General features: G+C 44.1%; 10 protein-coding genes. All 10 read right to left on the bottom strand.

What is annotated here, in order from left to right:
- Positions 1-37: 37 nt before the first annotated feature.
- A complete protein-coding gene (locus tag L6E24_RS09465; RefSeq protein ID WP_257741740.1) occupies positions 38-1,120 on the bottom strand; it encodes an ABC transporter ATP-binding protein in 1,083 nt (360 codons plus the stop codon).
- Between the two features lie 5 nt (positions 1,121-1,125).
- The gene (locus L6E24_RS09460) at positions 1,126-1,812 is read right to left on the bottom strand and encodes an ABC transporter permease (RefSeq protein WP_257741739.1); all 687 of its coding nucleotides are present in this window, start codon (positions 1,810-1,812) and stop codon (positions 1,126-1,128) included.
- Positions 1,813-1,905: 93 nt separating this feature from the next.
- Positions 1,906-2,937, bottom strand: coding sequence for an ABC transporter substrate-binding protein (locus L6E24_RS09455; RefSeq protein WP_257741738.1), 1,032 nt, complete (start codon positions 2,935-2,937; stop codon positions 1,906-1,908).
- 249 nt (positions 2,938-3,186) lie between these two features.
- Positions 3,187-5,805, bottom strand: a complete 2,619-nt coding sequence (locus L6E24_RS09450; RefSeq protein WP_257741737.1) for a PEGA domain-containing protein — start codon at positions 5,803-5,805, stop codon at positions 3,187-3,189.
- Complete coding sequence (locus L6E24_RS09445) at positions 5,802-6,602, bottom strand: energy-coupling factor transporter transmembrane component T family protein (protein WP_257741736.1); 801 nt, start codon at positions 6,600-6,602, stop codon at positions 5,802-5,804. Before L6E24_RS09445 ends, L6E24_RS09450 begins: the two co-directional genes overlap by 4 nt.
- Entirely contained in the window at positions 6,599-8,188 is a 1,590-nt protein-coding gene (locus L6E24_RS09440; RefSeq protein ID WP_257741735.1) for an ABC transporter ATP-binding protein, read from the bottom strand. The genes L6E24_RS09445 and L6E24_RS09440 overlap by 4 nt, the downstream gene beginning before the upstream one ends.
- Positions 8,163-8,729: an ECF transporter S component gene (locus L6E24_RS09435; protein ID WP_257741734.1), complete on the bottom strand. Its 567-nt coding sequence runs from the start codon at positions 8,727-8,729 to the stop codon at positions 8,163-8,165. The genes L6E24_RS09440 and L6E24_RS09435 overlap by 26 nt, the downstream gene beginning before the upstream one ends.
- Positions 8,726-9,541 (bottom strand): hypothetical protein, encoded by an 816-nt coding sequence (locus tag L6E24_RS09430; RefSeq protein WP_257741733.1) that lies wholly within the window; start codon positions 9,539-9,541, stop codon positions 8,726-8,728. The genes L6E24_RS09435 and L6E24_RS09430 overlap by 4 nt, the downstream gene beginning before the upstream one ends.
- Complete coding sequence (locus L6E24_RS09425; RefSeq protein ID WP_257741732.1) at positions 9,538-10,242, bottom strand: ABC transporter substrate-binding protein; 705 nt, start codon at positions 10,240-10,242, stop codon at positions 9,538-9,540. Before L6E24_RS09425 ends, L6E24_RS09430 begins: the two co-directional genes overlap by 4 nt.
- A gap of 24 nt (positions 10,243-10,266) precedes the next feature.
- Complete coding sequence (locus tag L6E24_RS09420; RefSeq protein WP_257741731.1) at positions 10,267-14,256, bottom strand: NosD domain-containing protein; 3,990 nt, start codon at positions 14,254-14,256, stop codon at positions 10,267-10,269.
- Positions 14,257-14,353 lie beyond the last annotated feature (97 nt).

Below are 14,353 nucleotides of genomic sequence, written 5' to 3'. Positions count from 1 at the left end.
TTGAAACAATGATGACGGTGATAAAAATAAGACAGATTCACATTTTTCCCATAACAAATACCGACCTGGGTTTAAATGAGATCATAACATCATCCCCTTCCTCAAACCCGCTTCCCTCATACTGCTCCCAGGTAACCATAGCGCTGATCCTTATCCCTGCATCAATATCAGCATACATCATCCTGCCCTGCCGGTGAATGCCGGCAATTTTTCCGGGGAGCATATTTCTGCCTTTTATCGGTTCTGCCCTGTGGTTATGAACAGTGATCTCTTCAGGCCTGATGCAGAATGTCACCCTGTCACCGAATTTAAATTCACTTTTAACGATAAGAGTCACATTTCCGGATTTTAAGGTACCATTGACCCCGTCGCTGTACTTTTCCTTAATAGTCCCGTAAAAGACATTATTAATTCCAATAAAACGTGCAACATTCTCATTGCCCGGCCTTGAGAATATCTCATCCGGAGTTGCAATCTGGAGGAATCTGCCATCCATCATGACACCGATTCTGTCTGAGAGCCTCTGCCCCTGAAGCATGTCATGGGTTGACATGACAATCGTGGTTCCGTATTCCTTATTGTAATGCAGGATCAGATCTTCAATCTTTTCCGTATTTACAGGATCAAGACTTGCCGTTGGTTCATCAAGATACAGAACATCCGGTTTGGAGACAATTGCCCTTGCAAGGGCAACTCTCTGCATCTCCCCTCCGGAAAGTGTCCTGGCACTTCTCCCGCCATACCCTGACAGTCCAATCTCATCAAGTGCCCGGCTTACAGTTTCATTGATATCAGTTTTACTGTAACCACGGTATTTAAGCCCGATTGCAATATTGTCAAAGACATTCATATCAAAGACAGCAGTCTTCTGAAAGACCATAGACATACGCCTTCTCACTTCCACAGGCGTTTTTTTTCCGGAAAAAAGGTCATTGCTGTCAAAAAAAATCTGACCGGACGTTGGCCTTTCAAGAGTATTGAGAATTCTTAAAAGGGTCGATTTACCCTGCCCTGAAGGGCCGATTATTGTGAATATTTCACCCTTATTTATATCGGCATAAACACCTTTTAAGACATTATTGGCCTCAAAACTTTTATGGATATTATCAATCTCAATCATATTGTTCAACTCTGCTGAAATCTGGATACAATCATGGTGACAGTCAGTGCAATAAGCAGGAGAATAATTCCAAGTGCAACCGAGAGTGAAAAATTGCCTATATTGGTCTCAAGTGTAATTGCGGTTGTAAGAATTCTTGTGTGGCCCTTTATATTGCCTCCAATCATTATTGCCGCACCGACTTCCGATATCGCACGTGAAAAACCCATAATTACGGCGGACATTATTGCAAATCTCGCCTCAAGAATCATTGATGAGAAAAACTGGCCTGTTGTTGCCCCAAGAGAGACTATTGTGTCACGTATTGTTGAATCAAGGTTTGAGAGGGCAGATATTGTAAGCCCGGTAATTATCGGAAGGATCAGTACAACCTGTCCAAGCATAACCCCTGTAGAAGTGAATAAAAGATCAAGAAACCCCAGAGGCCCGTTATTGGAGAGGATCATATACATCACAAGGCCAACAACCACAGTAGGCAGGGCATATAATGTCTGGATAACACTGATCAGAGTTTTCCGGCCATAAAACTCATTAAAGGCAATATAAATTCCCAGAGGAATACAGATTACCGATGCAATAAGGGTTGCACTGAGAGTAATTGTGAGAGTTCTTAGTGTGATATCCACAACATCAGGATTCAGGGTGATTATCATCACAAAGGCCTGATAAACACCCTCAGCAATGTAATTCATAATATCAACCCTCTCATTTCAGTAAAACATTAAAGAATATTAATATGTCCCTGATAAAAAACAAAAAAAATCCGGGAATCCCGGAATCATTGTTCATGCAAGCGGTGCGGAAATCTCGTCCTGTGTTACACCTGAAGGTGAGAGCACATCCAAAGCGCCCATTGCAGGGAAGAAGAGAGGCTGACCGTAATCTTTTACGCCAAATACCTTAATTTCGTCCTGAACATCATCAGTAATCAGGTAGTTAACCCAGTCCTTTCCGACTTCAACATTGGTGTCAGAATATTTATCCGGATTTACAAGTATAGCGCCGTAGATGTTAATCAGGTCATCGCCTTCATTTACAAGTTCTGCAAGGTTGATGGTTCCGTCTCCCTGATATTTAAGGTAGGTCCCGATATCGGTTAGAGTGTAAGCGTCCATCTCGTCTGCCATTGTGAGTGTGCCGCCCATTCCTGTGCCGGCCTCAACATACCAGTCTTCTTTTACCCAGACAGGTTCATACTCGGCATAGTCATAGCCTGCTACAGACCAGAGTGCCTTCTCTTTGCCGTGTGTTCCTGAACTGTCGCCACGGGAGACAAACTTTACACCTTCAGCACCTCCACTGCCTTTTGTAAGAATAGTCTCAAGTGCTTCTGTCGGGGCCATGCCTTTAATTCCGGCAGGGTCACTCTCAGGGCCTACGATTACGAAATAATTGTAGCCAAATACCCTGCGGTCAGTGCCTGAGCCGTCTTCAATAAATGCATTTTCCCTTGCACGGTCGTGAACCATGATGAGATCAACATCACCGTTTGCCCCGTATTCAAGGGCTGTTCCGGTGCCTACTGCTGTAATCTTAATGTCAACGCCGGTATCGTTCATGAACTCTCCTGCGAGCTGATCAAGAAGACCTGTTGCATAAAGACTTGTTGTGGTTGCAATAAGCAGTTCGTTGTCTGCGTACTCTTTCTGGGCAGTTTCGGCCGGAGCCGGAGTTGCTGTCACAGTCTGCTCTGCGGTTGCAGTGGGAGTTGCAGTCTGTGCTGAACCATCAGTTCCTGTACATCCTGCTGTAAGCATCACAGATGCAAATGCAGACAGAAGAAGAATTGCCAGAACCTTAAAATTCTTAATCTCCATCACCTGAATATTTGTCTGTAAGTAATTAATATTTGTTTTGAAAAAATTTGAAATATTAATGAAACCTGATTATCATCGATAAGAAATAGAGAAAAGTTCACAATAAATCATAAATTTTTACTACAAATAATTAATAATTAAAGCAGAACATACATAAAAAAACTACCAGCCAGACTGCACATTAATGGCAGCACAATTCTCAGATAATAAAATAACAGGAAAAACCCGTATATTACCCTTAAAAAAAGATTATAGATCGAGAGTTGTATTATAAACAGTTATTCCGGATTTCTCATACGGCTCAACAGTTACAATACTTTCCTTAAAGACTGTGCGGTTATACACGATCCCAACGTCATAACTGCCAATCGGTATATATTCAAATTTATGCGGGGTTTTAACACCGGTATAACTCCCTTTCAGATAGATCATACTGTCGGGAGGACTGCTGTCAATAAACAGGCTGCCGTATGAGTACTCATCAAGCATGAAATCATACTCTGAATCCCTCAAATCTCCGGTGTTTACGAACCGTAAATTCTCCCCTTCCGGATAATAGCCGGCTTTTGACACCACAAGAGTGTGATGCCCTTCTGTAATCCCACCAATTGTGCATGGAGTTTTTAAGCCTGTGTTATGGCTGTCTATTGTAACAGAAGCACCATCAGGCTCTGTTGTCACAGTGATACTGCCGGCAGTATCCTTTAGGCCGGAATTTCCGATATTTATTGCTGAATTCTCCTCCCGATAACCGGTATTAAATGTATAAAATACTCCGTCCTTTTCCACAGTAATAAATGTCCCGCTCTTCTCCAGGTTTACTTTTGAAGGGAAGGGGTACTCCGGATATTCGCCTTCAATCAGGAAGACAGAGTCTTTAAAGTATTTTGACTGAACTGTAACCGGAACTTTCTGTGTGAAAACCTCAGGCTCAAGCTTTACGTAACTATCCTCACCTGCAATGACAAATACAGTCTTCTGTGCTGATTTGGCTGCATCTGAAGCAGTCACCTTCACCTTATGCGAGCCCTCTTTCAGACCGTAAAAATAATGTGGGGTTGAGAAATCTGTCTTTACACCATTTAGTATAATATCAAGATTATCCGGATAAGATGTCACATAAAGGCCTCCTGTTGCTTCGGAAGATATATTCTCACCAGGAAGTTCACCTGAAGGAGTGACCGGATCTGTTATTTCTGTTATCCCTGCTGTTTCAGGCACCTCATGCACTGCATCGGCCTTTGAGGAGTCACTTTTAAGCCCTGCCGGTTCAGACTGGTCAGCTGCTGTATCAGGCTGTGCAGAGAAGAACCCTCCGAAGAGTGCGGTAATGAAGCTTAATATGCCGCCATCATCCTGTGAGAGAGAATCTGCATAATCCTCCTCTTCTCTGCCTATCTCTTCTTTTTCAGCCGGAAGCTTACCGGACTGAACGGAAATGGCAGGTGCTGCATCTGATTCTGGGGTGCCCTGACTTTCCCCGGATGCACCGGAAGTCTCCTGTGCAGCACCTTCCTCACCAAACGTAAAGCTCAGTTCTGATCTCTGATTCATTTTAATACTGACGTTGGAAGACTGCGGTTCATAACCATCCCTGTAAACCGTAACGGTATGGTTTCCGGAGATTATATCTGTAATCAGGGAATTGGTATGCCAGAGTGTATCCGTACCGTCTATGAAGATGTCAGCCCCGTCAGGAATTGATGAGACAAAGCATGAGCCTGATCCACGGGTCATGTTATATCCCTTTTCAATGATATATCCGCTTTTGACAGTCACGGTCTCAGGCCCTGCGGTCTCATATTCGTCAAGTTCAAGGGTTATGACATAATCCCCTGCCGGAAGATCAACAAATGACGCATTCGTTTCCTGTCCGGAATACACCCCGTCCAGGTAAACTTTAGCCCCTTCAGGAATGGAGGAGATATTAAGGTTTCCGACTTTGGGCTTCCAGCTCTCTGATGAACTTGAACGGTCAGAGCCGTAATCAAGTTTTCCGGAGGAAGAACCTCCCTCACCACCGCCTGAACCGACAATGTTTACTACATATCCGCTGGTGCCCTCACCTGAAACTCTGTTAGTCCATGATACTCCCGCACCCTGATTTGCCTGGTTCTCATCGCACCACCCATATGTGTTAAATGCGACAAGGCCGGAATCCAGATTTTCAATGGTGTATTCGACCTTTACCATGCCGTTGTCCGTCAGTCCTGAAAAACCGGAATTCTCACCCAGTGCTCCGACTTTCAGATCCACAAAGAAGATGTAAAACTCCTCATAATCCGACATATCCTGATCGCCATATATCGGATAGTTCAGAGGATCGTTATTCCCGGCAGGTTTCCACTTCTGAGGACCGTAGCCGAAGGAACTCAAAGTAAATGCCTGATCCACTGCTCCGGAGACATATTCAGTGTTACCGGGTGAAGGAGGCATATTCAGTACGCCTGTGGAGGGCCATTTATAGCCGCTCGAACGGATTTTAATTCTGAAGTCATCAGGAATCTGTTCTTCATCATCAGATGGTTTTCTAAGGGCAATCATGAGCAGCATGTTATTGAAAAAACCCCTGCCGCCGGTATCTGAGATGAAAAACGTTCCGCTCTGCATTGAAGTGGTTGTAAGCTGACCATAGTAATCAGAGGTACTTGTGGTCATATGTAATGCGTTTAAACCGCCTCCGTCGAATTTGATGTAATATCCACCCGAATTTGCGGTATTGATATTTACGTGCATTGCACCGGCAATAGGATTAGAGGGCAGATCTGCGGCAGAAGTGCATGAAACAAGCAGAGAGATCGTAAACAGAATTAAAAATGCTTTTTTCAGGAATTTTTTATCCGGATAACTTAGTAAATTAACAGTCATCGTAGAACCTCATAATATGAAAGATTTATCAGAATTATTTCTGTAAATACAACAATTACAGCGATAATAAAGTCATTTCTGCCAAAAGACGGAGGATTATATATACTGACAGAACTGCCGCCTCCATATCCCCTGCATTGCATGGCATCAGACACCTGTGAGGACCGGTTTAAAACTGTCACAGTCATGGGAATAAATAGTGAAAGTAATTTATTCCGGTTTTTAAACAATGAATTTCTGTCAAATTCAAGGCCTCTTGACCTCTGGGCATCCATTATCGCACGGGTATCAGCAGACAGTGTGGTTGTTGCCCTCAGGGCATAACCAAGGGAAAATGAAATTATTGGTGGAAATTTCATTAGCTGAAGACTTTTAACAAAATCACTGTACTTTGTAGTCAGAACAAATAAAAATGAAATTCCGGTCACTGAAAGAACCCTTAAACCAAGCAGCAGAGAATAACTGATACTGCCTTCACTCAATACAGCATTCAAAGGTCCTAAATTCACAGAATATATTATTCTGCCGGGATCTTCAGGACAGAATAACAGTTCAATAAATACTATAAAAATCAGCAGGGGGAGAATAAGTTTCATTGAACTGACCCATCCGGCCGGATTTCCGGATAGAAAAACCAGCAGAAGTACAGTTAAAAATACAGGCAACATGAGAAAAACACCTGATACAAGAAAAGCTGTCAGACTTACAGAGATCATAATAAGTAATTTAGTCCTTGGATCAAGCCTGTGGATAACAGAGTCACCGGGAATATATGCTACACCCGCCTTTTTTTTCACTGAAAGTCCCCCATATCTTTATAGCCAGCACCATACGGGGAATTATCAGTGTTCCCCGTAACATTGTGCAAAACCCCGTCTCTGAAAATGCAGACTTTATCCGCAAAAGAATAACCAAATTCGCGGTCATGTGTGAAGACTATCACTGTTTTACCCCGCCTTTTTAAGGACATAATTAACAGTCCAAGCCTCTCCTTAAGACTGAAATCAAGTCCAAGGGTTGGTTCGTCCATAACTACAACCGGAGTATCCGTCGCGAGGCAGCCCGTTATGGCAACACGCTGCTTCTCCCCGACTGACAGTTTTAAAGGACGGGCATCCATTCCAAGACGGAGAATATCAAGCATCTCCATAACATCCTCTGTATTTCTGTCAATACAGGCATAATCAGGGTATATATTCCTGGGACCAAATGTAACCTCCTCACATATGGTCTCTCCAAACAGCTGATAATCCGCATGCTGAGAGAGTAATGATACCTGCCGTGACGCCTCAGCAACAGTATAACCTGACAGATCTTCGCCATTCAGAATAACTGATCCGGACACCGGTCTTAAAAGTCCGTTGAGATGCCTGCCAAAAGTACTCTTACCCGAACCATTTGATCCAAAGATCACAGTAGCTTCTCCGGGAAAGAAATCGGCATTCAGGCCTTTAAGGACATATTTTATCTGTCCGGGATATGCATAAAACAGATTCCTGACCTTCAATGACGGGATCGGACGATTAATATTACGGATATTTAAACCCGGATTATTTTTACCACCCAATAATTCCGGGTAAAAAAGATTATCCGGAATATCTGTATGGCAAATGATCTCTTCTGAAGCACTCTTCCGGGACGGTCTGTACTTATCAGAATATTCTGCGGAAAAATATTCCCCGGCAGATATGTCGGAGACAATTTTTCCGTCTTCCAGAAGAACCGCTCTGTCTGCAAAAGAGTCAAGATGATCAATTCTGTGCTCAACCACCACTATTGCTGTGCCATATTTTTCATTTACCATACTCAGATATTTAAGAAGGCGTACTGCTGAATTACTGTCAAGTCCCGACAGTGGTTCATCAAGAAGAAGAAGATCAGGTTTCAGGGCAAGGACAGAGGCTATGGCAACTTTCTGTTTTTCGCCCCAGGAAAGTTCAGGAATCTCACGTCCCCTCAGGTTGCTTATTCCGAGAGCCTCTGTTACCAGATCAATTTCAGATTCTATATCTGCCGTATCCATACCTTTCTGTTCAGGACCAAAAGCAATCTCTGAATCAACATCGTTTGTTATAATCTGATGATCAGGATTCTGAAATACATAGCCGACTACCGATGAGATATCAGAGATGCTGTAATCTTTTGTATCCATCCCTCTGACATGAACACTGCCACGAATCAATCCTTTAACCGACCACGGGATAATCCCGGTTAATGCCTGAATTAGGGTTGATTTACCCGAACCACTGGATCCGGCTATGATAACCTTTTCACCACTGCATATTTCAAGATTGACACTACAAAGAGCTTTTTTTCTCTGGGAAACTGACCCGGAGTTATAGGAGAATGAAAAATCCTCAACTGAAATCAGAGGATGATTCATTATTTTCACCTACAAGACCTGCCCTAATGAGCCTCTGAATAATAAATGCAGATATTAACCCGCCAATAGCACCAAATACTATGTGCGTCACAGAACTGACACCAATTCCAAGTATAATGAAGAAAGGCTGTACACCAAGAACCAGCTGAATGGAATAATTTACAAGCATTTTAATTACATTTGCAAAAATACCCGTAATCACTGCGACCGCCACATTATCAAATCTGTAAGCAAATAAAACCGCGAACAGATCAGTTGCTGCACCTATGGAGAGGTATTTTACTAAATCAAAAACATGAAGTGCCCCTATTCCAAAAAAAGAAGCCAGAAGGCCGGATACAAGTCCTATGTAGAGTCCTGAACCGGGTTTTTTAACAAATGATACTCCGATTATCAGAGGAATTACCCAGAATGCACCGGAATGACCGGGCAGGTGAATCGGCAGCTTAAAAATAACTTTTAAGACAAATATCAGGGCACCACAAAGAGTCAGCAGCAATATTTCGTTCAGTGAAAAGTACTTCTCAATACGCAAATTCATTCCCTCCTCACAAAAGAGGTCTCAATATCAAGCCTGAAATCATCAGGCTGCACCTCACTGACACAGACGACAATAAGCAGATCCTCAACAAGACTGCCTCCCGTATGGGTAACATAAAAACTTCCGGACTGCTCTGTAGTCTCAATAACTCCACCCTTTATCCTCTCCTGAGTATTCTCATCGGTAATGTGAAGAGAACCGGCACCACCTGAAAGAGGATCAAAATATATGAAATAGTAATACTCCTCCACACCCTCATCAGTATCATACTCACCCGGAGGAAGAACAGCCACATTATTCCATGAACTCATCGGGGAAGATTCCGGAAGAGAAGTGCCGGCAGCAGAACTTCCGGTAACATAATACGAAGAGGAGCCATAGCCGTCCTGCTGATTTGTCCTGCATTTCGCAGTTACATCAAAACCGATAACATGAAAAGCCGCCGTTCCGGCAAGGTTTTCAAATGAATAATTCACAAGCACATTCCCCCTCCTGTGAAAGGATGGGTTGCCGCCGTATGGTGTTGCATTGGCCTTTACAAACATCAGGTACCATTCATTCTCCCCATAAGGGGTATTTGAGATATTCAGCGGAGTCTTATACGGCCTCCACTCCTGCGGCCCGTAATTAAAATCGCTCCGGTAAAAGGTCTCCTTCATCCCGGCATCAGAAAGAGGGGTTATCTTATCAGGGCTTATACCCTTTACCCACTCCTCACCGCCGACCTGAAGGGCAAACATAGATCCGGCAAAGAGAATCAGAACCACAAAGGCGATTCCGACTCTTCTCCTGAATATCTCTGTCCCGGTCATCCTCTCTTAACAGCGTGATACTTACCGTCTATATCCTCCACAAAGAGGATTTTCCGGCCATCAACAGGACAGGGCTTTGCAGATTTTCCTTCCTCAATAATGATCCTGCCTTCCTTCACTTCCCCTCCGTGAATGTTAAATACAGCATCAATTCCTGCTTCAATGAGACTGTCAACATCAGCCGGTCCGGTCATATCCCTTACACCACCACACAACAGGTACCTGCCGTCATTGCCGCCTTTTGCAAGTCCAAGCCCGGCCATTGTCCCGATGACACCGTCTTCAGTACCGCCAAGCCCCTCAAGACGAATGCCGAGATTTTTTGCAATACCCCTTGCCTTCTCCTGGTTTAAGACAACCCTCTGTGCATCCCTGCCAAAAGCGATCAGCGGCGGGATGACCTCATCAGCACATGCCACTGCAAGACCGGGATCGCTCCCCTCAACAAAATCATTGAGCATGCACTCTTTTGCAGTCTCAAAGAGCCACTCCTTGTCATCCGTCTCACGTGCCTCAACATGAATCACAGCACAGCTGTTATGCGATGTAAATGGAATATCCTCATGTACAAAGAGCTGATGCCGGGTTATCCCGTCCACATGAAACTCCTTCATAATCGCTGCCGCAGTATCCCTTGCAAGTTTTCCTGTACCGCGTGAATTCAGATTGTCAGTGTCATCCATAGCAACAAAAATTTTCATTTATACTATCTCCAAATAATCTTTTTACTTCCTTCTGCCGGTATTTTCATATTCTCTTCTTCTTAATGCTGCAAATGATATGAGTGCAGTCACACAGACTGCACCAATTACCGAAAGCCAACCTCCGAAGAGAAGACCTGATGGTCTGGCAGGAATTTCTTTATTCTCTTTTTCAGAAACAGAGTTACCATCACCGGATGACTGTTCTGATTCTGTTAGACCTGATTTTACAGTCTCAGCCGGAACTTTCTCTCCGGCAGAGGCATCACCCTTATGCAGAACTATTGCAAAGTTCCCAAGCGAGGCACTGTCAGCGAAGAATTCATATGAACTGCCTCTCTCACCATCATAAACAGTGGAGAGGCTCTGCCATGACTCTTCATCAGCATTATAATAAACAAGCTCAGTCAGTTCAGGATCATATCCGCCTGTAAAAGCACTCTTATCAACGGCAAAACTGAGAGTTGTTCTCTCAATCTCTGACGGATCTGCCTTGTAAAGCGTTACGCTGATATACTGGTAAACATCTCCGGACGGCTTCACTGCTCCTGAAGGCATCCTGCCCTTTTCTGCGGTGAGCATAATCTCCTTTATATCAACTTTTGCAGCAACGGAGATCTCAGATATAGCCGTCTCGTCAATTATGAAATCAACTTCCTCTCCGGCAGTTACTCCCTTCTTAAATACAACTCCGACTGAACTTGATCCACCACCGCCGCTGCTGCCTGATGAACCTGTATCTCCTGATGGCGTGGGAGCAGAGACGGATGACAGGCCGAAGAGTGAAAGACCGGACGGGCTGTAGCCGTAAAAGGTGTAAACACCATTAACCGGACCTGTAAAGGTTGTCGAAAGCACCTGGCCGTCACCGCTGTCAGCAATTCTTAAAATGCGGACTGCTGAAGGTCCGCCATGTGCATCAACCCACCCGGAACCTATTCTCATAGTTACATTTGCATTGTTTACAAGACCATCAAATCCTGCTGATTTTACAATACGAAGTGTAAATGCAATATCTCCGGGATTTAGTCCGCCGGCAGAGACAATGGATGAGAATACGGATAAATCACCTGCCGAAACAGTTCTGTTTACAGAGGAGTTTATTTCAGATCCCGGAGAAAGTCCGGTCAGGTTCACTGATACAGAACCTCCCGCTGCACCTGTACTGTTGAAATTAGTTCTAATCTCTGACGTAACAATCTCAACCGAACTTATATCACCCGTTATCGAGCCGATGTTTCCACCCGGAGGATTGACTGTGTTTATGATTATATCAAAGCCGTTCTCTGAAAGCCTTATGCTGTTGCCTGATACTGTGGCATGTCCTGAACTGTTGTCAACTACCACAGACTGTGAACCGGGAACACCAATGAATGTGCACTCCGGAGGGTTGAGCGGAACGTCTTCAGTAACATCTCCGTTATAATCACCGTTCAGATAATAACTGCTGAATTCAGATACAAGCGGGTAATTATCAGTTACACCGTCTGAATAAGGACTGTCGGCGATGCCGTTTCCGTCAGAATCAGTCTTATCCGCACCAGTCCAGTAATTGCCAAGGAAGGAGGAACTCTGCCGTCCTTTATAGACATAATTCTTTACGACATCAGTGGTGTTGTAGAGATTTCCGGAACCCTCATCCTTTGGCCCCTTTCCTTTTGAGAAAGTGTTTTCACATACCCGGTTATCCCCGCATTCGGCAGATTTTACCGAGAACATCCTCTTCTTATCGGAGTTCAGGCTGACTGTATTGAAGGATATAAGATTCCTGTCCGAATCTCCGTCTATAACAATACCGACACCGTCACCACCGACCGAATTGTTGGTAACTGTGCAGTCTGAGGCATTATACAGGAAAATACCGCCGGAATCCGATTCATCTGAAACATTTGAAACCGTAAACCCGTCAAGCAGAATCCCATCTGCATTCAGGAAAAATCCCCTGTAACCGGCAGACTGAACTGTCACTGCTCCGGCACCGTTCTCAGAGCGGACTGTCAGGTTTTTGCGGATACTGACCGATTCATAGTATGTCCCGTCCCTGACAATGACCCTGTAACCCGGATTTGCGGCATCGACCGCCGACTGAATCGTCCTGAAATCCTCATCAGGGCCGACATAGAATGTATCCCCTGCCGGAATTGAAGAACCGAATGTATAGTTGCAGACCGGTGAAATTAGCGGATAGCTGTCAGTTCCGACATCAGGAATTTCATATGCAGAGGAACCGATACCGGGCTTATCCCCGGAAACACCGGCATAACCTTTCCAGAAATTTCCCACCTTTGAACTGCCCTGATAGACTTCAGAACCGTCCGAATAGGTGTACTGCCATATATCCTGTGTATTCCAGAGATTTCCTGACGACTGCCCTGCTTTCTTCAGATTTCCGGATAAAAAGGAATTGCGGAAAATTTTATTCGCACCGGAATTTTTCTTGATAGAAAGGGCATAGTGATCAGCAGACTCCGGGCAGCTGATAACATTACCGGAAACTGTATTGTTATCTCCGGAATTGAAATATATTCCGTCTGAATTTCCGGAGATCACATTATTATGCAGGATACTGTCAGATGCTGAATTGAACCTTACTGCAAAACCGCCTGTGGTTCCGTCACCGGACGCACCTGTTATATTAAAGCCGGAAACATTTACAGAATCTGCATTGAATACAAATCCGTCAGTATTTGCCGGAAGTCCCGATAGATCGAGAACTGTTTTATCCGGCCCGTTTTCAGAACGTATAAAGAGAGTTCTTGGAATATCCACACTCTCTGTGTATATGCCGTCTCTTACAATAATTTCAGTTCCTGCGTGGGCAAAGGTTACTGCATCCGATATTGCTGTATAATTGCCGCTTCCGTCACCAGCAACGTAAAGGGGAGATACGGCCGGAGAGACAACGATCCGGCTCTTCCCGGTTATGCTTCCGTTTGATGCGGTTACATTGCATATACCCCGGCTGACTGCCGTAAAGAGGCCGTCTGAATTTACAGATCCTACAGTGGCATCATCAGACTGCCAGTCAAATATTACACCCGGAATCTCATTGCCGCCCTGGTCCAGACCCTTTGCAGTCATCTGAAGGCCAGATGCAGGTTCAACCACCGATGATTCCGGAGAAACAGTTACAGAAGTCAGTTTAGGAACAAAGAGGGACCAGACCGAATATCCGCTGACTGATCTTCCGGACTCATCATTGAGCCTGTTGGTCCACTGCACAGTCTTATCCACACTGCGGGTGTCAAGCTCAGGCATCTTTGCGTAGGCATAGACATTGAATGCTGCATAACAGTCATCAAGATTGCTGAATTCATAACTGACCTTCAGTGAACCACTGTTCTTAAGTGAAGTATAACCAAGTTTCTGAGCATTTAAAACTCCGGCATTCAGATCAATGAACATCAGCTTAAATGAATTGCCGGCATCTGAAACATCCTGCCCGTAGTAAAGCGGATAATCGGAGGAATTGTAAAGTTTCCAGTTCTGCTTTACGTTATTTCCACCATAAACGGAGAAATTATCCTTATTAAAGTCTGCATTCAGACAGTCCTTCACATAAGTGACCTCGCTCTCTACAGGAGGAATATGTCCGGTTGAATTGGGTGTCCACTGTAAACCGTTGCATCTGAGATTTACTGAGAAATTATCACTTACAGAACCATTTACAGCCAGAAGAAGAAGAATGTCATCTTTATAATTCATCCCCCCCGTATCTGTGATATAAAAAGATCCTGACATCTCCGCAGTCCGGGTAACCTGCCCGTAGGAGTCAGTATAATCATCAGTAATATGCAGGGTATTAAGGCCCGCATTTTCAGGGAACCAAAACCAGTATGTCCCGTTGCCCCAGTCATCAAAGCGGGGATCATTTGCAGTCTGAATATACAGATTGTTATAATCAGGCAGAGAGGCACTCTTCGCCCCCACTGACTGAACAGATATAGACAATATAAATATTACAGCCAGAATTTTTAGTACCGGAATAAACGAATTAAATCTTTCAGAAACCATGAGAACCAACCGAAGTTAAACAAGTATGAGATATAAATAATTTTGAAATAACCAATAACTCTCTATTTCAGAAACCATATAAATCCTCACATTTAAT

It is taken from the genome of Methanoplanus endosymbiosus, assembly GCF_024662215.1.
Classification (GTDB): domain Archaea; phylum Halobacteriota; class Methanomicrobia; order Methanomicrobiales; family Methanomicrobiaceae; genus Methanoplanus; species Methanoplanus endosymbiosus.
The sequence above is the reverse complement of the archived record's forward strand: the minus strand, read 5'-3'. Positions and strand labels throughout refer to the sequence as shown.

Excerpts from the sequence above, each read along its gene's own strand:
- L6E24_RS09465 (WP_257741740.1), bottom strand. The coding sequence starts at position 1,120 with ATGATTGAGATTGATAATATCCATAAAAGTTTTGAGGCCAATAATGTC.
- L6E24_RS09460 (WP_257741739.1), bottom strand. The coding sequence starts at position 1,812 with ATGAATTACATTGCTGAGGGTGTTTATCAGGCCTTTGTGATGATAATC.
- L6E24_RS09455 (WP_257741738.1), bottom strand. The coding sequence starts at position 2,937 with ATGGAGATTAAGAATTTTAAGGTTCTGGCAATTCTTCTTCTGTCTGCA.
- L6E24_RS09450 (WP_257741737.1), bottom strand. The coding sequence starts at position 5,805 with ATGACTGTTAATTTACTAAGTTATCCGGATAAAAAATTCCTGAAAAAA.
- L6E24_RS09440 (WP_257741735.1), bottom strand. The coding sequence starts at position 8,188 with ATGAATCATCCTCTGATTTCAGTTGAGGATTTTTCATTCTCCTATAAC.
- L6E24_RS09435 (WP_257741734.1), bottom strand. The coding sequence starts at position 8,729 with ATGAATTTGCGTATTGAGAAGTACTTTTCACTGAACGAAATATTGCTG.
- L6E24_RS09430 (WP_257741733.1), bottom strand. The coding sequence starts at position 9,541 with ATGACCGGGACAGAGATATTCAGGAGAAGAGTCGGAATCGCCTTTGTG.
- L6E24_RS09425 (WP_257741732.1), bottom strand. The coding sequence starts at position 10,242 with ATGAAAATTTTTGTTGCTATGGATGACACTGACAATCTGAATTCACGC.
- L6E24_RS09420 (WP_257741731.1), bottom strand. The coding sequence starts at position 14,256 with ATGGTTTCTGAAAGATTTAATTCGTTTATTCCGGTACTAAAAATTCTG.